This is a genomic window from Anaerobacillus alkalidiazotrophicus, from assembly GCF_001866055.1.
The window spans coordinates 25751-49696 of record NZ_MLQS01000030.1 but is presented as its reverse complement, the minus strand read 5'-3'; the positions used below and the strand labels follow the sequence as shown (position 1 = coordinate 49696).

Here is a 23946-nt window from a genome sequence, read left to right as displayed (position 1 = left end):
CCTAAAATGTTCTTCTTTATTTTACCATAACACCGAAGAGAAAACATGCTGTAACATCTATGAAACAAATAACTGTATCTGTAATAAAGAACAAGATGATGAAAGCGTATATACTTTCCGTCTTTTCTTCCATACAATTAGTTTGTAGATTAGTAAATAACAATTTCTTGTTTAAAAATATCCGGAGGTGCAAGTTATGACAAAAGGATTAAAAATCGCAACAATTGGTGGGGGATCTAGTTACACACCAGAATTAGTAGAAGGTTTTATTAAACGTTATGATGAACTACCAATTCGTGAGCTTTGGTTAGTAGATATTGAAGCAGGGAAAGAAAAAATGGAGATCGTTGGAAACTTAGCAAAACGTATGATTGAAAAAGCTGGTTTACCAATTGATGTACACTTAACACTAGATCGTCGCGCAGCTTTAAAAGATGCAGACTTCGTTACTACACAATTCCGTGTTGGGTTATTAGAAGCTCGTGCTAAAGACGAAAGAATTCCTCTTAAGTATGGTGTTCTTGGTCAAGAGACTAATGGCCCTGGTGGTTTATTTAAAGGATTACGTACGATCCCAGTAATTCTAGATATTTGTAAAGACATGGAAGAGTTATGTCCGAATGCATGGTTAATTAACTTCACAAATCCAGCAGGTATGGTAACGGAAGCAGTCCTACGTTACTCAAACATTAAAAAAGTGGTAGGGTTATGTAATGTTCCAATCGGCATTGAGATGGGGATTGCAAAATTATTAGATGTTGACCATTCTCGTATCCGTATTGATTTTGCTGGATTAAACCATATGGTTTATGGGTTAGATGTTTATGTTGATGGCGTAAGTGTAAGAGAAGAAGTAATTGAAAAGTTAACAGATCCTGCAAATAGCAGTTTTGTTAAAAATATTGAAGGTATTGGTTGGGAGCCAGAGTTTATTAAATCATTAGGTGTTCTAACTTGTCCTTACCACATGTACTACTATAAAACGAGACAAATGCTTGAAAAAGACATGAAAAATGCTGATGGCGAAGGAACACGTGCCGAAGTGGTACAGAAGCTAGAAACTGAATTATTCGAGCTATACAAAGATCCAAACTTAGCGATCAAACCACCTCAATTAGAAAAACGTGGTGGAGCATACTATTCAGATGCTGCAGTCCGTTTAATCACTTCGATTTACACGGACAAACGCGATATTCAACCAGTAAATACAATGAACAATGGCGCTATTGCTAGTATTCCAGCAGATTCTGCAGTTGAAATTAGCTGTGTGATCACAAAAGATGGTCCAAAGCCAATTGCAATTGGTGACCTTCCAGTTCCAGTACGCGGACTTGTTCAACAAATTAAATCGTTTGAGCGTATTGGTGCAGAAGCTGCCGTAACAGGAGACTACAATACTGCTGTTCTAGCAATGACAATTAATCCACTTAGCCCATCTGATACGATCGCAAAACAAATCGTAGATGAAATGATGGAAGCTCACAAAGAGCATTTACCACAGTTTTTTGGTAAAAAAGAAGTTGTAAAAGCATAATATCGTAATCACAGTAGCTGAGCTTAAGAAGAATACTTAAGTTCAGCTTTTTTATAGTTAGCGTTTCTTCATATTATATTCTTGCTACTTGTAAGACTTCTTACTTCAGATCATTTCAAATTGTACCTATACTTCAACTATTACGCACTTACGCTCCTTACAATCATCTATAAGATTAATAACGAAGTATCGTTTTTGTATACTCTGCAAAATCAACTAAATGATTGTCGAGAATTTTTTGCAAGATCTCTAAATTAAGTTCTTGATAATCATGGACAGCAATATTTCTAAACCCCACCATTGCTTTCATTTTATTTGAAAGGGAAGAAGAAATAATCCCTTCGTTTTCTAAAAAGGAAAACGCGTCTCTACTGTTCTGCGGCAAACCTAATTTTTTCTCTGCAACAATATGCATAGCAAGATCTATACTAGCTTCGCAAGCACGTTGTAAATTTAAAACGACAGAATCTTGTTTTGTATAGTTTTTTAAATTAGAAGGTGTATCGGCATATTCCTCATGAATCCGTCTAATACATCTTTCAATCATACTTATTTTATTTAAAATAACATCATTTTTCATAAATAGACCCACTTTCATCTATCCTTTTCAATATAGGTAAACGCTCCTCATTTAATTTCGTATACATTTTTAGAGCCTTTAATTCAAATTCAGCTTTCTTTTGTTCATCCGAACAATATATAACTTTACCAGTATATATGACTTGTGCTTGAAAAACTGTGCTTGCCTGATTCAAATCGATTAAGTCTACATCACGATTTAGTTTAGAGGCAAGTTCTTGGGAAATCATGAATAAGTGATAACTATCTATCTTTTGATTATTTAAGAATGCAACATCAAAATCACTATGTTTATTTGCAGTTCCTTTTACTGTTGATCCAAACAAAATAATAAAAAATGGAGATAAGTTTTCAACTAAATGTTCAATAATTATTTTCTGTTTATCTTTATACACTTTGAAAACCTCCAAATTCTTATAATAAATCATCTATTCTGTTGTGATTTAGATACCTAAACTTTTCGATTTCCTTATCTTTTGAGGTGGGTGTCTTACCGCCCCTTAAGAGTGGGAAAAATTTCAATCCCTGAATTATCTATGTGTTCTGCTAATTTTTGATTAGAAATACTCTCGTAATGGATAACGTCAAAAAAATAAGGAAGTGGATACTCTTCATTTAAAATGTCACTCAAGCCTGCCACTATTTTTCCGTTAATACTTTCACCAAAAATTGCCATATCAACATCTGAACCTTTTTTATAGTTTCCCAGTGCTCGACTACCAAAAACCTTTACTCTCTCTATTTCAGCATACTTTTTTATCGCCTTAGTTATATAATGCAAATCTTTATCTAATAACCCAAACATCGAATCATTCCTCTAGTAGTTTTTCATATAATTTTTTTAATTCTGGTAAGAATTCTGTTTTAATTTCATTAACTAGTTTTTCTGCTAATGCATCATCATAAGTGTGTGTCGTTAAGTTTCGCTTAGCTAAAGCATCTAACCATACGTGCCCATCATTTATTAACTCTATTTGATATGCTTGTTTTATTGTTTCCCTCGGACTTTTGACCACATAACCTTGTGCTTCTAAGTAATCCTTTAAAACCTTCCATGCCAATTCAAATGTCATTTCAAAAAATTGAATAATCCCCGCCCGTTCTAATTCTGTACTTATTGGCTGATTAGAATATTTTTCAAGTCGCAAATAGGATTTCTCAAAATTTTCAAACCTTTGCTTCCATCTGATATCCTTCAATGAATCCATTATAAACCCCCATCCTCTACAAACGCTCTTTTTGTCTTTTATTCTATCATTATATCCCCATTTCCTCTTAATTATTAAAGGATTTCTCCGAATATGAATAATGCTAAATCCTTTTTTTCAAAGTTAACAGTAAAAAGTAAGAAATACTTTGGTAAAAAATAACCGACAAAATATGATTGAGTTTCGCCAATTTTTGTCGGTTATGACTTGTTTTTGAGTTTAAACTAGTTCTACCATTTATTTAATGAATATGCTCTACTTCATACCCTTCTGCCTCTAAAATAGAGACAATATGTGGCTCCATGATTAAATGTAGGCTTCCGACTATGACAAAATAGGTTTTGTCACTGTCTTCCTGGAGGAACTCGATAATCTTTTCGGCCATTTCATAGTTTCTTTTATCATTAAGTGCTTCCGTAAACTTTTGTGCTTCTTCGCTTTCATTTAACCCTTCCACTTCAATTAACAATTCTAAAAGTCCATCTATATCACCGTTCTTATAATAAGTGAACAGCTCAATCATCTCTTCTTCGTACTCTTCTATATTCGACAATGAATCTTCTAAAAATTCAATTTGTAAATCTAGTGACATATCAGCGAAGATTTGAAACTGTGATTCCATTGATTCTAACTCTATAATTTCTTTCCCATCATCATTTGCCCGGATTAGAAAATATTCATCAACACCATGAATATAATCTAATTTTTCCAAAATTAATTGTTGAATCGTTATAGCTAATAACCATGGTTGATAGCTCTCAAACATTTCTAATGGTAAACCCAAATCATCTAGTGTATCCGATATTTTAGAATATACTTCTTGAGGGAGGTGATCTTCTAGTTTACTACCATCTTGAAAAAGACCTAACTCGACAATTAATGTTTGTACAGCCATTAAATCCAAATCTGTTATATCAATTTCAGGTACTACAACATCAGCTTCCTCATAAGCTTGCTCAATCGTTTCATGAAAAGGATAAAAGTCTTCGGTACCAGCATGAACAGTCCCTTGTAGATAAACAGTTGTCTCTCCATCTTCCACTTTCCATAAAAAACCACCTGGTCTTTCTGAACTTTCAACATCTTCATTTACACTTTCAGAATTACACGCTCCTAATACAAATAAAGCCCAAACCATAAAAATACCTAAAAATACTCGTTTCATTATACCGCTCCATTCTTCATTTTTTTTTAAGTTCTAGAATTCCTCATAATTTTCCAACTCTTACTAAACATTCTACTATATCCTAATAAAAAAATAACCGCCATAATATGGCGGAGTTCCGCCAACTTTTGGCGGTGTAAGTTGATTTGAATGTTTATCGTGAAGCTACGATATTTTCCTTATACAGTGGAAAATAAATTTAAAAGACAATACCTTACACCTAACAAAATATTTATAATATTCTTATACTTCAAAAGTCTTATATGATACAATTCTCAAAGGAAATAAAAATGATAAAATTTAGGAGATGTTATATGAATAATCTACTTTTCCAAGAAACTACCTCTTGGATGTTGATTGGGACATTCGGTGCATTATTATTATTCTATGAAGCTTACAGAATTTATAAGCAAAACGGAGTTATTACTGAAACTAAGCTATTCTATCATACAATGACTTTTGTTTCGTTTTTTCAATTATTCGTAATTGCGAATTTTGATATAAATCCAATGATTTCATTTACGATCTTATTTAGTTTTTTTATCATCATCATACTTATTAGAGTTTTTAAAGGGAATAAAACGATTGTCATTTATGAAGCACGTTCGGAAATCATTTTTCCTATTTTAAAAACAAAGCTTAGAGATATGGGCTTTTCATTTGAGGAAAAAGACGGCTTTCATGATGAAGAAGCTATTTATTCTATAACTGAAGAGGCAACAAAAATTAGCATTGATGGCGGGATCTTAGGTGATGAAACGAAAGACTATCGGATTTCCTTCAAAAGTGAAGGGAGATCCTATCGTATTGAAGAGCTACAGCTAAGTTTAATTGAAGCATATCAGGCACAAAACAGAGATAAAATCTTTTGGAAACAAATATTGACAAATTGCGGACTGGGTGTTGGCATCATTGTTGTATTAGGTTTCTTTTTATATTAACATCCAATTAAAGCACACCAGAAAAGCTCAAGCGCCTTGGTCACGAGCAGCTGCTCCTGTGCCACTCCGTTTGCTCAAGAGCAAAGCCGCTTCGAAGTAATCCAAGTAGCAGCTTCACTGGGGCGACCTTTGACGGAAGCCGCTCTCTAGACGTTTACAACCATCTACACACTAATGAAAATAAAGCTGAACTTCAATCAGTGGGGGTTTTCCTTCATCCCCCACTGATTGTTAGTTCAACTTATACCACAGGCATAAGAATAACTAATCATCAGCTATCACTGATGAAAGTTATTCTATATCGGACCTTTAGGGGCAGTTTATCCCCCATCTAAACTTCTCGATTTTCTTAAGTTTTGAGGTGGGGGTCTTACTTGCCCCTTAAGAGTGGGATAAAACTAGACGAAAGTTGTTCCAATGATTTTTCACTTTAGTAATTCGTGTTGACCATAAGTATAAACTAAAGAGTAAGTACATGTGATATTCTTATGGTCATTTTGTTTCGTATAAAAAATTCTATATGCCTAAATGTATAATCACATTATGGGAAACTTAAACACTAAGTAAATACATTAACAACGCTATTGTTAAACCAATATTGATACCTACATCTCCAGCAAGACTTTTATTCTTGTTTCTCTTTTCTATGATAGCCAAAATTTTTCCTATAATCACCAACAAAAAAGGTATACTGACTAATACTTTCGTAAGGGATACGCTAATTGTCACTTCTGACATTAAAGGTATGAATATTAAAGAAATAAACCACAATACGGCTACAAAATATAATAAATACCTTATTTCATACTTCTTCATTTTTCACCTCGTATTAAGTTCCTTCTGTTTAAAACATTTTCCTCTATATTAATTCTGGTTATCCTCACAAGTCATTAAGTAAATAGAACTGTTTTAATGGCATACAACATTATTCAGTATTTTCGCGCAACCACTTTTTATATGTGAATATTTCTATTATCGAGAAGGAAATAACTACCCCTATAGCGATACTACCATAGAAAAACTCCTTATTAAAAAGCTTTCCAATTATAAAGAAAAATCCTAGCACAACGGATATATTAATAATCAATCTTATTAATATTTCACCTGACCTAGACCATAAATATTGAGCTAACAATTTGCTACCACCTCATATAAAATATTCATTCCTGTAAAATATACTATTAATTCAGATCAATCGTTTTAACTAATAAGGTCTTATAAAAATAACGATGATAGCTAAAAGAGATCCTATTACAAATAGCACTATAGAAACCTTTATTTTCCACCTAGCTTCAGCTACAAGTTCATTTGAAAGCGTATCTCCTATTTGAAGTTTTTTAAATCGTCTCCCTAACTGATAAAACTGGAATGCTGCTAATATAGAAAAAACTGCTGCTAATATTGATAAAATTTTATAAAGCTCCAAAAAACCCTCTCCCTTTCAAGAAAAGCGCAATCTCTTTTCTTTAAATCTTCTTTCTTTTTGTTAAGCTCAGCTTTTTGCTTTATTACATCGTCTTTCTGTCTGTTTATTTCTGACAAACGTAAATCAATAGCCTGTATCGATAACGCATATTGCTCTTTTTCAATTTCCAAATGTTGACTCTTATATTTAATAAGCGCTGTGCCCTTCTCTACGAAATCTCCTTCTTCAACTAACAGCTCATATTGTTGTCCTATTTCAGGGGAATAATATACGATTTGTTCATTTTTGACATATAGAGTTCCTGGCAGCATTACCGCCAAAACTAGGAGTGTCAGCTCAGGACTAACTGTTTCAACCTCATAAATCGTTTCTTCAATGGAACGGGCAACCCCTACCGTTGTCATAACCCCAATTAATACTATTACACCTACGATGATCCATTTTTTCTTTTTTCCATAAAAGCTCCTTTGTTTTATCATTCGATATGAGGCTTGTCGCTATATCCATATAATTTTATAGTAATAAAAAGGGTTAACGCAGATTCACTTGCGCAAGCCCTATTTATTTAACGAATATTTTCTTAGCTAACTAATAATGCTAAAAAGATACTAAAGATAGTAAATAAAATCATTACGATCCATGCTAACGCTGCACCAAAATTCGCTACTTTTCTTAAACCGACTACAGCAACAATAAGTTGCCAAATCGAGAATACCTCTATACTTATGAATAATGGACTCACATTTTCTTCTCCAAATAAACTAGCTAAACTAGTAAATGGTATATCTGGATTTGTTCCGAGTAATGTCGTCATGATCGCATTAAATAAAACTCCTACTCCACCAATGACGGATACAAATACCGCTAAAGAAAATAGCTGCCTAAAAGTAACCTCACTCTTACTAATTTTTGCAACGATTATGATAACAACAGCAAAAATTAGTGCACCCATAACTGGAATAAACACCCCAGTTACTAACATCATAATCCGCATGAACATTTCCATTTCAGCAAAAATCTCTATATCCTCTGGACCGATTTCTGCAAGCAACCACGAGCTATCCGTTCCAAAAGCGATAATTGCCATTGCAATCGTGTATAAAAGTGTTACTAACAATAACGGTACAAACACTAGCGGATTAGCTTTCAGCTTTTGAAACTGCTCACTTGGATTTAAAAACATTCCAAATACCGACGGCTTCCCTAGTTTCACAATAATTTCTTTACTTTTCTCATGTAATTCTGACATTTACTCCACCCTCTCAAACATATGATTAAAATAATATAAGTTCATAAAGCTACAATTAATCATACAATAAAAGCTTCGATTTCGAACCGACAAGTTTTGGCGGTATACCGCCAATTTTGGCGTGGTGTTCTAATCTTTTAAATAAAAAAACTTTAGTAAAGACATCGTCTATTTTATAAACGGCTTTACTAAAGTATTTTAAACTTGCTATTTATGAACTCAGCTTATCGTCCTGAAATTTTTTCTTACCTAATTTCCAACTCAAATAACTAACAATTGTTGCTAAAATTATCGTTATCCAAGAAATTCTCGCTTCGACTATTCCACCATTTGATATTTCTCTGAAATCATAGAGCAGTATCAACCAATCAATATTTAAGACTTTGCCAATAATAGCTAAAAATATAAGAGTTAGAAAGAAACCAAGTAAAGACATATAATATGGCATATATTTCATTATGAAATCACCTCGCTTTACAACATCATATTCTTAATTATATATTACAAAAATAACAGATTTACAAAAACAGCTACTAGACTTAGAGTATAAAAGTAACAGACCTTGCACACATTATAATAGTTTTTTAATATGTCCAATTTCATGAGCAAGGATCGCTTCACTTTATTTTAACGTCATATTTTCAATTCAATAATCTGTGATATAGATATGTTTTTTTCGAGTAATCCCAGTTACTAAAGCATTCGTCACTTTGTTTTTTTCATTGACCATATATAAAGCTTTACGTTCTAATTCTGCTTGTTTACAAAAATGCAAAAGCTGCTCTCTTATTTCAGAATCTGGCGTCTTATACGCCTTTAGTATTTTTTCAAGGAATAATGTCGTACCAATAAGAAGCATAACAATAATAAGGATACTAATCAGGAAAACTCCAAAGCCGCCCAAAAAATCTTCTGGTATAAATTCCAAGGCTGAAATAATGATAATAACGGGTTCTTAATTTTATATAACCAATTTTATGATAAAGAATAAACTCTATTATAATTGCCTTCTCTCTATAATTAATAATCTTATGGTAACAATAAGCCTTAATTTATAAACTAGAAAATTGAGAAAGTTGGTTGCGTAACCAGCTTATTGCCTTCATATTATAAAAAACCATCTAATTAAAAAAGAAAATACGAGCATTATTGCTATAAATATTAATGTAGGTAACCACCTGTTATTCGATTTATTCGTACTTGTAATCTTCAAGTATTCATTTGCCATTTCTTCTGGATCACCTAATTCGATTAGGGGATCCTCATTTTTAACTCTAGATTCTCTAACTTGTTCATATATATTGTTCCGAGCATCGTTTATTATCTTTTCTTTTACTCCATTCATAATAAGTTTATCTAATACAACTTCTAAAAACTGATTTTCCTTTTTTGTTAATTTAATCTCATTCATTAAAACCCTCCCTCGTTTTATTCCTCTAAGGCATTTTTTTTAAACATTTATATTTATCTTGCTGAACTTTAAACCAGTCTTTAACTTCACTATCTAAAACACTAACCCAGGGTGGCTTTTTGTCTTCATATACATGGCATTATCAATAAGTTAAGTGTTTGGCACCAAGATGCACTATCTGGCACCAGTTGATAAGAATCGCGCTCTCCACTGAAACTGCTTTTTTAACTTATACTTTTGACTCCATATCCGACTTCCCTTTTTTCATTAACACTTCCTCCACATCAATAAAGCACCTACTATAAAAAAAGATTGTCATAAACGGAAACGTAATAATCTCAGGAAAGCTATAAATATACCCGTTTATCACATAGTAAAAAAGAATTGCTAGACTAGCAGCCAAAAGTTCTAACATATTATTTTTCGTAAATTTCCGATAGAAAAAGTCAATAAAATAAAATGGATTAATACGTAATCCACTAAAAGCTCGAACAGTCACAAGAATATACAAGATGCCGACTAAATAAAACTGTTTAATCTCCAATATGAGCTAGCTAAGCAATCGTTTCGAATTTTCTCTTATTTACTCTAATTAAGTATAGGGTCAAGACTAGCAAACTAATAAATAACGTCAACATTTCTAATACTAAGTGCTTAGTTGACCATGATTCCTGACTGATAAAATTATATAAGCTAAATAAATACGTATCTACTCTGAGATAATAGGTTATCTTATCTAATATCCAGTGAAGATTCCCTATTGTTAAAACAACTAAAAATGTCAACAAGCAAAGAATAAACGGAACCATTTTAACGACAAATTTATTTTTAACATTCGGGACAATAAGTGAAGAAATTGTTATTACTAAAACTAAGAATGTAATTAGTAATAACACATGACCGATCATAACTAATATATAACTCCAGCCATAGAATTCACCTACAAAGGAATTAATGAATGGTTGAAATATATTTCCGCCCCACAATAACATGGCAGCCCCTATTGCTATTAATAGAATAGATGCAACAAATGTCATAATATAAAGTGCCTGTGCGACAATTACATTTTTTATGTGGGTTTTTGAAACGATATTTTCAACAAGCCCTTTATGAAAATCCCTCTGTTGAAAAGTAACAGTATTTCCTACCAAATGCATACCAAACCCAATCAACAAAACAAACAAAAGCATAAGATATTGATTAGCAGAATATAACAGGTTATCAAAATACGTTAACCCATTATAATTATTTAAAAATTCCAGGAAATGATCTTTATGAGTACCTTTCATTTCTTGCATTGTTAATTCAACCATAGCAAACCACATTTGGAAGTCTTTATTTGTTGAATAATAGCTGTCCGCTATAACTATTGAACAAATTATTCAATAATAAAATGTTAAATTCCGATTTAATATATTTAAAGTATAAACTTTTTATCATTTGGTCCTCACCTCGCTTTGAAAAATGAATTGCATGGTAAACAAAAACAGTTAAACTCTACTGGTTTAAACGAGTTGAACTTTTTGAATTTAGGGTGTCAGACATCATGAATTTTTTTACGAAACATAACTCCTCCAATATAGAATAAGTGCAAAAATCGATTAGTCTATCGATTCTTGCACTTAGACCTTAATGATTAAATCTTAACTAAAAAGTTCTTACCGCTCTTCCCAAATAAATAACTATAAGAGCATCAGTTCCTAAAGCTAACAAGGCTCCAAGTGCCCCACCTTTTGCTCCACCAAATGCAGCTCCAATCTTAGCTACTACTGCTGCTACTTTTCCACCAACTTTAATAAGTGTTGTCCAATACCCTCAACCTACTTGCGCTAATAATGCACCACCAGAAAATGCAAAAGCACGACTACCATATCTTCTAGTAAAATTGCTCATGCTTTGATTGAAATTACTTCGACTCCATGATCCCTCATCCAAGTAAACCTTATCTCTTATTACGCTTTATTATAGAAGTAATATATGTATGAAAAATCTTAAAAGCGTCTTAATAGAATCTTGTTTACATTAACTAGGCGGAGCCATTAAGTCCACAAGTATTCCAACCGCAACCAAATTCTAATTTTTCTTCAAGTTCTTCTACACACTTAATTAGTTCATCAGTCTGATTTAAGTTTTTCATATTTATTTCCTCCCCTCTCACTTTTTAAAGCTTATTATAATGTTAAATTAGCTCCGCAAGTATTCCAACCGCAACCAAATTCTAATTTTTCTTCAAGTTCTTCTACACACTTAATTAGTTCATCAGTCTGATTTAAATTTTTCATATTTTTTTGCTCTCCTCTCCATCTTTAAAGCTTATTATGCTATTAGATTAACTCTGCAATTATTCTAACCACAACCAAATTCTAATTTTTCTTCTAATTCCACTACACTTACAATTAGCTGATCGGCCTCAGATTTCCCCCTTTCTTTCTTAGCAGGTTATTTCTCTTCCTCAAAAGGCGCTAATATAGTTTAAAACATATTAAATTTGAGTTGACCTACATGGGGAAATTTAGAAGAAATTAATCTTCCTAAAAAAACATAGTTATCCTATCAATTAAATAAAATTGATTTTGCAAATCATGATAGGTAATACACTACGATTAATACCGCAAATATTAACCCAACAGCCCAACTCTTCTCTGTCTTCTAGTTCTTCTATATCAATGACGGAATTTAACGATCTCATGATATGTCAAAACTACATGTTACAACAAAGCAGTTCCCATGATTTATTGGACAAGCATTCCAACTACACGATAAAAGTTCTTTATTCTCTAATTCATCTAATACTTCACTGAGTTCATTCAATGGTAACATTGTAGATTCTCCTTTCAGCAGTTTTTGAAATAACCTTTCCTTTTGAGGGTTCTATTTTATTGCAAATTTTTATATACACTATTTGTTACTATTTTGTATAGAGGTATTATTAAAACTATAGCAAAGAACAATAAAAACGTTGATAAACCTATTAAGTAATCTAAACTATTCATTTTTAAAACTTCTTTTAAATTGCTTTGTTGTTCAAATAATATATTTATTGGATCTATTAGGAAGTTAAATAATAAAACTGAAGTTAGGCCTGCAACTAAAAAAACTAAAAAGTATTCAAATAAAAAGATTTGTGCATTTTTAAATTTACTGAATCCAAAAATTGAAAAAATAGCAAATTCTGATTTCCTTTGAACTACATTTATATAAGATAAGAGAGAAGTAAATGTAAGAGTAACCAATATAAATGCGGAAGTTAAAAACACCATTAACATTTTTACAGCATTTACAGTATTTAGAAAGTTCGAAAGGGAAATAGCTGGATTATTGGCAGTTATATTTGCTTCAACTGCAAGACTAAATACATCTTCTTGAGTTACCTCTTCAAACATGTCCACCAAGTAAATCTTATCCCTTTTAAGTTCATCACTGAGTGAGTTATATCGCTGTTTTGAAATGAAAATTGGATAATTAGTTGAATTTCCATCCGATTCTAAAATACCCTGAATCTCAAAAGTTATTGATTTTAACTCAACATTAGTAGGAATTTTAAGGGTAATACTTTCACCAATTATATTTGTTAAATCCCCTTGTTCAGTTAGTTGTTTTGCAAGTGTTTCTGGAATAATAACTCCGTTTCTATTTATTTTCTCAGTACCTAAAATTACGTTGTTAGGGTTATTATAAGGTAATGAAGTTACAGTTTCTGGGTATTCTTGTAAATAATTATTATAAAAATTAAGAGGGTTATGTGTTTTGCCATTAAACTCTATTTTAATAAACTGTTGGGATACACCAATTTCCTCAATTTTTTCTATCTTATTTCCCGCTTTATGTAATGTTTCATTAGTAATATTCTTTATATCATCTATATCTCTATTTTGTTGATCAATTATAACTAAGGTTCTATTACTTGTTTCATTGATAAACTCTGAATAATTATTTAACAAACCTCTATTCACCGCTTGAATGAAGAATGTTAATACTAATGAAATTAAAATGGTAAAGATCAAAAGTATGTTTCGTGCTTTACTATTTTGAAAATGGTGAAACGAGTAAATCAAACCTGAAAAATAGTTATTTTTTTTCTTATTTGGACGACTAATCTCCTTTATAAGTGATGTGAATCCATTATTATCATTTTGAGTTATTTCTCTTGTTTCTAAGTTATAGATTATATTGCATTGTTCTTCAACATAACGGTCATGGGTAATAATAATTACTGTTGTACCTTTATTCACTAGTTCTTTAAAAATATTTAATATTTTTTCACGATTATGTCTATCTACAGATGCAGTTGGTTCGTCAGCAAATATTATCTTAGGACTATGGATAATTGCTCTTGCTATAGCAACCCTCTGCTTTTCTCCAATTGATAATTTTGATACTTTTTTTGTTTCATATCCTTCTAAACCTACTTGAATTAATACTTCTTTAACTTTATTTTGTTTTTCTTTCTTTGACATATCAGAAAACCTTAATGGTATAGTGACATTTTGATAAACACTAAATTCTTCTATTAATAAGTGCTGCTGTGGTACAAAACCGAAAAACTTTTGTCTAAATGCCTCCTTTTCTTTATCAGATAACTCGTGGAACGAATAATTACCATAATATATTTCACCACTTGTAGTTTTACTTAAACCCATCATTGAAAAAAATAATGTAGTTTTACCTACTCCCGATCGTCCAGTAATACAAAATAGGGAGTTTTCTTTTATTTCAAAATCCACATTAGAAAAAACTTCTCTTTTATCTTTTATTTCTTTTAAATTATGTACCTTTATCCTCATAATCTACCTCCATAAAACACGAATAATTGACTTAAATGCAAGCAATGTAAAATAGGCGATAAAAACAGTGTAAAAAAGCCTGAAAATATTTGCTTCAACTATTAATTCTGTTATATTTGTAACATTAATCCTAAATAGCATAAATAGGAAAAACACTAAAAAAATACTTGTAATTAAAGAGTAACATTTAATTTTTATGATTGTATGCTTATAAAATACTGCTGTTAATTCTTCACTATTAGTGAACATATTTTTGATAGATATTCTTATCCATTTGTGTAAATTGTAAACACCAAGGTGGTCAGATAATATCCAATAACCATCATATTTTAAGAATGGATTAAAGTTATTTAATAGTATCATAGTAGAAAATAATATATATATGTTAACCAGTTCACTTTTAATAAATAAATTAACCATTAATACTATAAAGATAAAATAAAGTTGAAAAATAATTCCCGCTATATCTATTTCCAGTCTTTGTTTTCTTTTTAATAACCAACTTTCATACATTGGAACAAATAATACTACCGATGTTAAATATATTCCTACACCTACCCCACTCAAACTAAGTTTGTTTTTTTTCATTGCAGTTAAATGTCCAAATTCATGAAAAATAGTTTGTATTAGTAAACATATGCAAAATAGAATAATCACTAAAAGGCTATTTGTATCAAAAAAATTACTATATAATTTACTTTGTTGAGAAATAAATTTAATAAGTGAAAACGTCAAAATACAAGGAAATAAGAGAAAAAAACAAAATATTTTTCCTGTTTTAGTTAAAAGAAACTCAAAGTATTTTAAAAAACTAAAATCCCAACTGCTCCCTATTATTTTTTTAAAAAAGATTGTTTTTTCTTTTTTAAAATTAAAGTATTTATCCTCTTTTTGTAATAGTACTTCTATAGGAATCTCTTTATTTAATAATATTGCATTGTTGTACTTCTTAGAGTATGCAACAATTTTTTTTTGCTTTCCGTTATAATCAAATTCTGCTATTTTTATTGAGGGATTTTTATCAGTTACTAACGTATTAACATTCATTAATTTTTTCTCCAATAGCTTCGTCAAAACTTTTATGAATCATAATCTTTGAATCTTGACAGTAACTTTGAAACATATCATTATTTACTATTTCAGAATGATTCGGACAACCTCCACCACAGAACAAACTATATTTACACTTGCTACAATTTTTCAACATATGAACATGTCTTTTTTTCCAGTTTAAATATTTTTCATTAAACTGTATCCTATTATCTTTTTCTAAACTTATCTTACCTATTGATTTGTTATTATTTTGGATTTGTTCCCAACATGCAAACAAATTCTTATTAGGTGTGACGACTAACATATTTCCAGTTGCACCACAGACTGATGTTCGAAATGGAATGCTATTTCTACCTAGTAAATCTTTTATTTGTGATCTATGCAACTTATATGTTAGATTATCGTGTTTTATATCATCATTCTTTGTAATATCTTTATCCATATACTTTTTTTTAGTATTAATGTAAGCTGTATGTAGACATTTATTGTAAATACTTACATTGGTACAATCAGATAGAATTTCTTTGGCTTTTAAATATTCTTTTAAAGCTATATAATCGCTTTCGTTTTCTATTGATAGATTTACTCTAATTGTAATATTTAGTTTAGGTATTTCTTTAATTAGCATTTGAATATTTTTAATTATCTTGTTAAACGTTCCTGACCCATTTTTCAAATACCTTAATAAATCATGTCTTTCTCTAGTTCCATCTAAAGTAACTTGGATGGAATCAAAATTCACATTATTTTTAAATATTTCTATGTAGCTATCTAAATCATATCCATTAGTTACCGCATTAACTTGTATATTTCTTTTTTTGCCTTCATTCACTATATAATCAACAATACTATAGTTATCTTTTTCTAGTGGCTCTCCACCGAATAGTGTTATTTGTTTAATTGTTTCTAGTTTGTCAATATATTTAAAAGTAGAATCAATTACACTTAATTCCATTTTTTTCATCGGGGCCATATCTAAGTCTGTTAGTTCAAAACAGTAAGAGCACCTAAAATTACACCCCATTGACGGTACAATCACAATTGATGTAATCATTGATCTACTTTCATATAAATGGTTTGCTATCCTATAATATTTTTCTTCATCTTTATAACTTGAAACAACATAGCCCCTTTCAATTAAGGTATCAATATCCTTTAGCGAACTCAGAAGCGTTTCTTGTTTTTCTTTCTTCATTTTTGAAATTTGTAATAGTTTGCTATAGACATTTTCCTCTAATAAATCAACACTTCCCGTATATCCATGCACAATATATTTATTTTTACAATTCATTGTTGAAAATATAGTATAATTTGAAACAATTAACATAATTTTATCTCCCTAACATACAAAAAAGTATTTATATAGTAATTAAAATTAGATTTTTTATATCATTACTTTCTTTTCTTCTATCTTATCTCTAATGGTTTTAACCTTAATTAAATTATCATCTAAGAAAATTTTATTTAGTAATTCAAACTCACTAGAGCTATTTTTATTAATAACTTCCGACAAACTAATTATTTTTTCGCACAATTTATACGCAATATTATCTCTGTCATCTGTTTGAGAATTAAAATAATTATATTGTTTACTTTTTAAATCTTCATCAATGTCACGTAAGTCATCAAATAATTGCTCCAGTAAACAAATATTTGAGAAATATTGGCTTATTTCGAATAATGAATATGATGTTATATTGCTGGTTAATTCATTCATAGCACGTATAATACAATTCACCATTTTCAGTTTTCCTCTTGCCACTCTTTCATATAGACTATCACTTCCGATAGGAAAATTTACTCTGTTAATTGAAAAAATGTATTCTGCAGCGTCTTGTACTAATTCCTCAAAAAATGATTGTGACAGATTTAACTTTCTGAACGAATTTATTATTTCATATATTAAAAAGTATTTTACAGATAGGAAAGTCATATCATTACTTTCTCTATCTATTACCATATCAATTGAACTAATATGATCTAAAAACAAACCTGCTATTTCTTCTAATATAGTTAATTGCTCATCTGTAACTTCGAATATTTCATTAATTGCGTAAGGCAATAATAAATACCTACCATCAATTCTTTGTTTAATTTCTATATTCAGCATCTTGCTTAAACTCTTATATTTTTTTTCTATTTTAGATTCAATGTTTTTCTTGTATTCAAGTATTTCTTTAGTTTTCATATTCATTTAAACCTACCCCCATTTTTGTAGTAGTTAAATAGTCACTAAATCAATTTATTAGTCTTTATCATAAATTCTTTGATTTCATTTTACATTATATTGAAATTATTTATTAACAGGAGCGTTTTTTTTGAATTCTTCGAATATCCACTTAACTATACACCAAACGTAACGGTACCGATTTTTTCTTGTTCACACAATTACTGTTTTTACTGTAACTAAGCGTCATAGTCAGAAGCATCGTGTTGTTTTACATAAGGGTACTTTTTATAAAATAGCATTTGAATTTCGTTCCAACTTTGTCTAATTTAACAGATTATCAATTCCTAACTCTTACCAATTATCCTACTATATCTTGGTAAAAAAGTAACCGACAAAATGTGGCGCGGTTCCGCCATTTTTGGCGGAGTTTCACCAAGTTTTGTCGGTCACTAACTTTATTTTTACTAGACTAATTGGAATGCTAAGTTAATTGTATAGAAAATGAAATTTTTGATGGACGTCAAAAAGATGCCCTCAAATCGAGAGCATCCTATGATCAAATCAAAACCTCTGGTATTAACCCTAGCTTACGTCCTTTTTCAACAACATCAACTCTGGAACTAACATTTAATTTCTTGAAAATCTCTCTTAAATGTCTTTCTACAGTCCTACTACTCGTAAATAATTCCTTCGCTATTTGTTCGTTTGTTAGTCCTTTGGAGATCTTTATCACAATTTCTTCTTCTTTTAGAGAAAATGAAATTTTGGTACCGTTTTCGAAGCAAAGTTTAGATTCGGTCCTTCGAAGTTGATGTAATATCTCAGTAGGAATAACGGATTGATGATTGATCACATCTCTGATTGTACGAATAAGCTGTTCTTTAGAGGATGACTTGCTTATAAAGGCAGAAACGCCGACTTCAACTAGATGGTTAAAATAACAAGTAATTTCATAACCTGTAAAAATAATAATCTTCGCATCTTGATGAACGTTCAAAATTTCCTTTGTTAATTCTAAACCATTTAATTCAGGCATTTCAAAATCTATTAAATAAACATCATGTTTTTTTACTTTCAATAAACTCATTATTTCTAAACTTGAACCATGGAACTCGACATTAAAGTCGGTTTCACTTGATAATATAGTTTTTGTACCTTCTCCCACTATGGAATGATCATCTACAATAAGAATATTAATCAAACTATCACCTGCTTTTAGCTACTTATTTTAATGGTATAACGATTTGAACTTTCATCCCCTTACCTGGATTCGATGTAAGCTTTATTTCTCCGCCAAAACTATGAACACGACCTTTCATACCTATTAGCCCCATATTTTTTTGATTTTTATTTTGGGTAGAAAGATCTGTACCTATTCCATTATCTTGATAGTATATTTCCAAAGTTTGATCACTTATTTTAACCAAAATAGTTACTTCAGTTGCTTTAGCATGCTTAATAGCGTTATTTAATAATTCTTGAACGCTACGAAAAACAGCTAACTCGTAATCATTTTTTAACTGAAGACTTTGGTTATCTCCTTCAATCTTGAAAACTAATTTACTAGTAGAAAGCAAATTAAATTTCACTTCTAAATCCTGCAAGGCGTGTTTGAGACCTAACTTTGCCAAAAGTGGCGGTGATAACTCGTGGCATGTCTCGCGAATAGTGTACATCATATCTAAAACATCTTCTTCCAATTCTTCTATTCTACTTTCTAGAATAAGTGGCTTATCCTTAGCTAATCGTTTTATCTCTTCAACTTTCCTCTTATGAACAATCAGATCTTGAAGGATCGTATCATGGATATCCATAGCTAATTGCTTTCTTTCTTTTTCTGACCAGTTAACCATTAATCGATTTAGCCAGTTTGATTTATTTGCGACCATTTGATCAGCTTCTACACTTTCTAATTTTTTTAGTAGTTCTTCAATTTTAATCATGTTTTCTATTGAAATACTCGTGTAATAGGCTAGTACCTCTAACCAATCTTGTTGCTCTTTACTTAAAGGTATGTTGATTAATTTTTTTACTATTAAACAGTAATAATAATTTTGGCGCTCACCAATAACAAGAAAGAAATACTCTTTATGTTCAATGATTTTCCCAACATTTAAAACTTGAGAATTGATTTTTTTAGCAAAAGCACCTTCTATAAATTGATTTTCAGTGTCAGCACAAATAAAATTTCCTTTTTTAGAAACTTGAATGTAACTGATAAACTTTACTTTTAATACTTCTTTCACTTCTCTTTCAATACTGTTTAATACACCACTCACCTTATTTTCTCGTTTAATTGACTCACTATAACGGTAAATGCTTTTTTGATATTGTTCTCTTTCTACAAATAATACTGCCCGTAATTTTCTATCTATGTAATTCTTTAACACCAAAAATAAAAACAACAAAACGTATATTAGTAAAAATGTACGGGTAATTGTAATAAGTGTATAACCATTGGAATAATAAGCTTTAATGATGTATGTAAAAGCAATTGTCGGAAACAATAAAATAGAAGAATAATATTTAAATTGATCTACATATACTTTGATAGGAAAAAGCTTATTTGACAACAATAAATAAAAAATAATTGTAGGTATAAAAAAGATAAATAATGAGGCGACTACACCCGATATAATCGTATCTCCTATAAGAATAAATGGAATTGTATACAAAAAGATAAATGGAGCAAGTGCAAGCACAAATGCCATTAGCATCCACCTAATCGGCTCTCTTATTTCATCCTTTTTGGATAATCGATAGCATTTTACTAGAGTTATCGTAACTACATAATTTAAAATTAGAAACGAAATTAATAAGATATATTTCTCACTAAAAAAATAATCTATTATCTCTAAATAATTAAGTGTGTCTACAAAAAAAGCTGATAAACTTATAAAATATATCCAAAGAATTATCTTCTTATCAATCCATGATCTCCCTTTTTCTATTAGATAATGATAAATAAAATGTAAAAATAATACCGGCGCAACTAAAAAGCTAAAATTTAAAATAACTCCTCCTACTATATCTAGCTTTCCTGATGAACTAGCACTTATGAAGCAAAGACCTAAATTCTTTAAGAAACAAATTAATAATATAGAGCTCTTTTTTTGTATTTGACTTTTTAATATAAAAATACTTACTAGGGTGTTACAAAGAAAGTAAAGAAAAGGAAATACTAGGTAATACAAATATTGCCTTGTTAGTTCTAAAGAATTACTAATTAAATAGGTTTTATGACTACTATCTTTTAATACAGTAATTGTTTCTGCTTGTTCAATTCTTAAAAAGTTTCTTACTGTATAATGATTTTCTAGTGGTAAATCATTAATTAAAATAACTTGGTCTCCAACCTGAATATCAGTTTGTGCCCCCCACCCCATTTCATTTACTGATTGCACATAGAAATTATTCTCCTCTATTTTTAGCTTAATTCCAATATAAGGAGTAAAGTTAGTAAAAAATAAATATACAGCAACAATAGACGCCACTATCATAATAAATATTACCTTTTTATAATTACTACTTATATTTAACACCTGTTAAAATCACCTCCAAAGCTCCACCCTGGTAATTCCACTATTAGTAAAAACATTCAATATCGCTGCCACTTCTTCATAACTTACTCCAACCAAACTCGCTAAACCATTTTTCACTCTCTCTAACACATCTGGATTTTTAATTAAAAACTGAATGATTTCTTGCATAATAAACCCTCCCAATATTCATTTGTTTATTCATGTATAAAGTTCTAATTTCTTTTCATAAAAATTAGAGATGTTCAGACTACGGATAATCGCGAGTGCCTCTTGCTTATTTAACTCTATAAAGACACTAGCATAATGAAATGCACCTCTATCGCACATTTGCTTTATTACTTCTTCTTTAATCATTAATAGCTCTTGATAGGTCTTTTTACTTGTATAATACTCTGATACTATGTTATCTCTTAAAGAAAGCATATAAAGAATTGGTAATGTTTTCTTTTTTAAAAAGATATCGCTTTTTTTATCGAAGTTATAAATTGATTTTATATCGTTATTAATTTGAGCAATCATCCCTATCTTTTTGCTATAGCTTCTTACTTCCTCAAGTGCACTACTATTAGCTAATACTGCACCAACTAGACAAGCAAGGGCTGTTAAAGATCCTGATTTTTTTTCAATTAAAGCTAGATATTGTTTTTCGCTATTAATAGAGTTATGTAAATCCATATGTTGTCCAGTAATCGCTTGAAAGATAGTTGAATAATAAATATTATCAAGCAAATTTCTGTTTGAACAATTCAAATCATCAAGTATTTTTTTACTTAATAAAAGTAGTCCTGTTGTTATATTAAGAACGATTGAACTTTCATATTTCTGCCAAGGTGCAGAATGATTATCAATATCTTGTAAATCATCCAAAATATCAGCAGCTAAAATTAGTATTTCTACTGCCGCTGCTGCTGAATAAATATCAATATTTTTTCCATTGAACATTTCATAGTGGAGGATTGTAAGTTCACCAAAAAATAGATCTCTACTAATTGTTTGGTCATGAACAAATTCAAGTACGATCGTTTGAATATCATCATTTATAAAAGTATCAATTATTAAACGGTCCATTTTTTCTTTAATGTACGCTTTCATCCAATCTCCTTTTGACCCGGGTCATTTTTACTATTCATTTTACAATAGAAAATAGGTATTTTCTACATAAACATTCATAATTTTACATACTCATATTAACCACTTATTCATACAATTACATAAAATTAGATGCTATGGTTGGGATATATTCGGAAAAAATTGTATAATAATCAGAAGAACCAAGACTACATACACTTTATAAAATAGAAGTTAAAATAATATGTCGATTGGAGTGTTTGAAATGAAGATTGCAACAATTGGAACAGGACCTATCGTAGATAAGTTTTTATCAGCCTTAAACGAAATCGAGGAAGCTACGTGTGAAGCGATATATTCTAGAAAAGAAGAAACAGCTAAGCCACTTGCTGAAAAATTCAATGTACAAACGATTTATACTGATTTAGATAAGCTGTATGCTGATCCGAATGTTAACTTTGTTTATATCGCATCGCCAAATAGCTTACATTATGATCAAGCATATCAAGCACTTCAAAACGGGAAAAATGTAATATGTGAAAAGCCATTTACTTCAACTGTACAGGAACTTGAGAGTTTAATATCTCTTGCTAAACAAAAAAATTTACTGTTATTTGAAGCTATCACAACGATCCACCTGCCAAACTATCAATTAATAAAAGAAAACATCAATAAACTTGGACAAATTAAATTTATCCAATGTAATTATAGTCAGTATTCGAGTAAATACAACGCCCTTCTGCGTGGAGAAACTCCAAATGTTTTCAATCCTAAATTTTCAGGTGGCGCTCTAACAGATATTAATATTTATAACCTACACTTTGTCATGAATTTGTTTGGGACACCTCAAACAGTCCAATATAAAGCAAACAAACATCCAAACGGAATTGATACTTCCGGAATTTTATTATTAGAATATCCGAATTTTATTGGCGAATGTGTTGGGTGCAAAGATACGAATAGTCTGAACTTTGTTCTTATCCAAGGAGAAAAAGGATACCTTCATGTTGAACATGGGGCAAACGGTTGTAGAAAAGTCATCCTTCATTTAGAAGATAAAGAAGTAGAATTAAATGCACAAACAGAAATGAACGCATTGTATTATGAAATGCTTGCTTTTAACAAGATTTATCAATCAAAAGATTTAAAGAAGTGTTACGAATTACTTGATTACAGTCATTCAGTTATTCAAGTTCTGGAAGCCGCTAGAAAAGATGCTGGTATTACGTTTGATGCTGACTTACTAGAGATTAAATCATCATAATAACTAGTTACGTCCACCCCACACGGACATTTTAACGATTTGTCCATTTTCGGTGTCAGACACCCACGAAAGTGAATTAACCTACATCAATCTTATTTACAGGGTAAACAACAGTGAAAGTTAATATTTTATTTATAAAAAACACCTAATAAACAAAAAGTTTATTAGGTGTTTTTTAATTTAAATATTTAATCTACTACATTTGTTTATTATACTCAATTTCCTTAACCATTAACTTTTGCAAATCGTCTTCCCAACCATATGGTTTGTCACTGTTTTCTGGTGCCTCTTTATAAGCTACACCATTTTCAACATAAATCCATTTTTGCGTGTCTTCATCTTGAAAGAAACCAGTAATCGACGTTGATAGACGGTGGAAAGATTTATGAATAGAATAAATCATACCGTAGTGAATATCACTTTCTTCATAGATATCATGGATCCACTCTTCTCTCATATTTTGCAGCCAAAGTTGGTTTGAATTGGCCATTCCTACAAGTTTCGCTTTTTTCTCATGTCTTTTAAGCACGTATTTCATATAAAGCTACTCCC

At 30.4% G+C, this 23946-nt stretch carries 28 protein-coding genes; 3 read left to right on the top strand and 25 right to left on the bottom strand.

Annotated elements, in window-relative coordinates:
• Positions 1-196: 196 nt before the first annotated feature.
• Positions 197-1534 carry a 6-phospho-beta-glucosidase gene (locus tag BKP45_RS16430; RefSeq protein ID WP_071389685.1) on the top strand — a complete coding sequence of 446 codons (1338 nt, stop codon included), beginning with the start codon at positions 197-199 and terminating at the stop codon, positions 1532-1534.
• Positions 1535-1709: 175 nt separating this feature from the next.
• On the opposite strand, the gene hepT is transcribed toward BKP45_RS16430, so the two are convergent.
• The 5 genes from hepT to BKP45_RS16405 form a co-directional block, all read right to left on the bottom strand.
• Entirely contained in the window at positions 1710-2114 is a 405-nt protein-coding gene (gene hepT, locus BKP45_RS16425; RefSeq protein ID WP_071389684.1) for a type VII toxin-antitoxin system HepT family RNase toxin, read from the bottom strand.
• A complete protein-coding gene (gene mntA, locus BKP45_RS16420) occupies positions 2104-2508 on the bottom strand; it encodes a type VII toxin-antitoxin system MntA family adenylyltransferase antitoxin (RefSeq protein ID WP_211272966.1) in 405 nt (134 codons plus the stop codon). Before mntA ends, hepT begins: the two co-directional genes overlap by 11 nt.
• A 95-nt stretch (positions 2509-2603) precedes the next feature.
• The gene (locus BKP45_RS16415) at positions 2604-2918 is read right to left on the bottom strand and encodes a nucleotidyltransferase family protein (RefSeq protein WP_071389682.1); all 315 of its coding nucleotides are present in this window, start codon (positions 2916-2918) and stop codon (positions 2604-2606) included.
• 4 nt (positions 2919-2922) lie between these two features.
• Entirely contained in the window at positions 2923-3321 is a 399-nt protein-coding gene (locus tag BKP45_RS16410; RefSeq protein WP_071389681.1) for a nucleotidyltransferase substrate binding protein, read from the bottom strand.
• A 241-nt stretch (positions 3322-3562) separates the two neighbouring features.
• Positions 3563-4486 carry a TraB/GumN family protein gene (locus BKP45_RS16405; RefSeq protein WP_084787836.1) on the bottom strand — a complete coding sequence of 308 codons (924 nt, stop codon included), beginning with the start codon at positions 4484-4486 and terminating at the stop codon, positions 3563-3565.
• Positions 4487-4800: 314 nt separating this feature from the next.
• Here BKP45_RS16405 and BKP45_RS16400 point away from each other — a divergent pair, with 314 nt between their 5' ends.
• A complete protein-coding gene (locus BKP45_RS16400) occupies positions 4801-5427 on the top strand; it encodes a hypothetical protein (protein ID WP_071389680.1) in 627 nt (208 codons plus the stop codon).
• Between the two features lie 552 nt (positions 5428-5979).
• Here the strand turns inward: BKP45_RS16400 and BKP45_RS16395 are convergent.
• The 19 genes from BKP45_RS16395 to BKP45_RS16315 all read right to left on the bottom strand — a co-directional run bounded on the left by BKP45_RS16395 (position 5980) and on the right by BKP45_RS16315 (position 22154).
• Positions 5980-6243: a hypothetical protein gene (locus BKP45_RS16395; protein WP_071389679.1), complete on the bottom strand. Its 264-nt coding sequence runs from the start codon at positions 6241-6243 to the stop codon at positions 5980-5982.
• Between the two features lie 109 nt (positions 6244-6352).
• The gene (locus tag BKP45_RS16390) at positions 6353-6562 is read right to left on the bottom strand and encodes a hypothetical protein (RefSeq protein WP_071389678.1); all 210 of its coding nucleotides are present in this window, start codon (positions 6560-6562) and stop codon (positions 6353-6355) included.
• Positions 6563-6631: 69 nt separating this feature from the next.
• Positions 6632-6853 (bottom strand): hypothetical protein, encoded by a 222-nt coding sequence (locus BKP45_RS16385; protein WP_071389677.1) that lies wholly within the window; start codon positions 6851-6853, stop codon positions 6632-6634.
• A complete protein-coding gene (locus BKP45_RS16380; RefSeq protein ID WP_071389676.1) occupies positions 6823-7332 on the bottom strand; it encodes an HlyD family secretion protein in 510 nt (169 codons plus the stop codon). The genes BKP45_RS16385 and BKP45_RS16380 overlap by 31 nt, the downstream gene beginning before the upstream one ends.
• Before the next feature lie 101 nt (positions 7333-7433).
• On the bottom strand, positions 7434-8102 hold the full coding sequence (locus BKP45_RS16375) for a YIP1 family protein (protein WP_071389675.1): 669 nt from the start codon (positions 8100-8102) through the stop codon (positions 7434-7436).
• 211 nt (positions 8103-8313) lie between these two features.
• Positions 8314-8559 carry a hypothetical protein gene (locus BKP45_RS16370; protein WP_071389674.1) on the bottom strand — a complete coding sequence of 82 codons (246 nt, stop codon included), beginning with the start codon at positions 8557-8559 and terminating at the stop codon, positions 8314-8316.
• Between the two features lie 189 nt (positions 8560-8748).
• Positions 8749-9006 carry a hypothetical protein gene (locus BKP45_RS16365; protein ID WP_071389673.1) on the bottom strand — a complete coding sequence of 86 codons (258 nt, stop codon included), beginning with the start codon at positions 9004-9006 and terminating at the stop codon, positions 8749-8751.
• 198 nt (positions 9007-9204) lie between these two features.
• Complete coding sequence (locus tag BKP45_RS16360; RefSeq protein WP_071389672.1) at positions 9205-9513, bottom strand: DUF1700 domain-containing protein; 309 nt, start codon at positions 9511-9513, stop codon at positions 9205-9207.
• A gap of 229 nt (positions 9514-9742) precedes the next feature.
• Positions 9743-10057, bottom strand: coding sequence for a hypothetical protein (locus BKP45_RS16355; RefSeq protein ID WP_139193808.1), 315 nt, complete (start codon positions 10055-10057; stop codon positions 9743-9745).
• A gap of 10 nt (positions 10058-10067) precedes the next feature.
• Positions 10068-10826, bottom strand: coding sequence for a hypothetical protein (locus BKP45_RS16350; protein WP_071389670.1), 759 nt, complete (start codon positions 10824-10826; stop codon positions 10068-10070).
• Positions 10827-12198: 1372 nt separating this feature from the next.
• Positions 12199-12333, bottom strand: a complete 135-nt coding sequence (locus BKP45_RS23380) for a hypothetical protein (protein WP_281243153.1) — start codon at positions 12331-12333, stop codon at positions 12199-12201.
• Positions 12334-12389: 56 nt separating this feature from the next.
• On the bottom strand, positions 12390-14297 hold the full coding sequence (locus BKP45_RS16345; RefSeq protein ID WP_071389669.1) for an ABC transporter ATP-binding protein/permease: 1908 nt from the start codon (positions 14295-14297) through the stop codon (positions 12390-12392).
• 3 nt (positions 14298-14300) lie between these two features.
• Positions 14301-15344 (bottom strand): zinc metalloprotease, encoded by a 1044-nt coding sequence (locus tag BKP45_RS16340; protein ID WP_071389668.1) that lies wholly within the window; start codon positions 15342-15344, stop codon positions 14301-14303.
• Entirely contained in the window at positions 15334-16677 is a 1344-nt protein-coding gene (locus BKP45_RS16335) for a radical SAM/SPASM domain-containing protein (RefSeq protein WP_071389667.1), read from the bottom strand. Before BKP45_RS16335 ends, BKP45_RS16340 begins: the two co-directional genes overlap by 11 nt.
• A 57-nt stretch (positions 16678-16734) precedes the next feature.
• Complete coding sequence (locus BKP45_RS16330; protein WP_071389666.1) at positions 16735-17544, bottom strand: hypothetical protein; 810 nt, start codon at positions 17542-17544, stop codon at positions 16735-16737.
• Positions 17545-18076: 532 nt separating this feature from the next.
• A complete protein-coding gene (locus BKP45_RS16325; protein WP_071389665.1) occupies positions 18077-18721 on the bottom strand; it encodes a response regulator transcription factor in 645 nt (214 codons plus the stop codon).
• Between the two features lie 22 nt (positions 18722-18743).
• The gene (locus BKP45_RS16320; protein ID WP_071389664.1) at positions 18744-21062 is read right to left on the bottom strand and encodes an ATP-binding protein; all 2319 of its coding nucleotides are present in this window, start codon (positions 21060-21062) and stop codon (positions 18744-18746) included.
• Positions 21063-21071: 9 nt separating this feature from the next.
• Positions 21072-21230 (bottom strand): competence pheromone ComX, encoded by a 159-nt coding sequence (gene comX / locus BKP45_RS21790; protein ID WP_084787834.1) that lies wholly within the window; start codon positions 21228-21230, stop codon positions 21072-21074.
• 30 nt (positions 21231-21260) lie between these two features.
• Positions 21261-22154 (bottom strand): polyprenyl synthetase family protein, encoded by an 894-nt coding sequence (locus BKP45_RS16315; RefSeq protein ID WP_071389663.1) that lies wholly within the window; start codon positions 22152-22154, stop codon positions 21261-21263.
• A gap of 241 nt (positions 22155-22395) precedes the next feature.
• Between BKP45_RS16315 and BKP45_RS16310 the strand changes: the two genes are divergently transcribed.
• Positions 22396-23394, top strand: coding sequence for a Gfo/Idh/MocA family protein (locus BKP45_RS16310; RefSeq protein WP_071389662.1), 999 nt, complete (start codon positions 22396-22398; stop codon positions 23392-23394).
• A 196-nt stretch (positions 23395-23590) separates the two neighbouring features.
• Here BKP45_RS16310 and BKP45_RS16305 read toward each other — a convergent pair whose 3' ends face one another.
• A complete protein-coding gene (locus tag BKP45_RS16305; protein WP_071389661.1) occupies positions 23591-23932 on the bottom strand; it encodes a hypothetical protein in 342 nt (113 codons plus the stop codon).
• Positions 23933-23946: the final 14 nt, after the last annotated feature.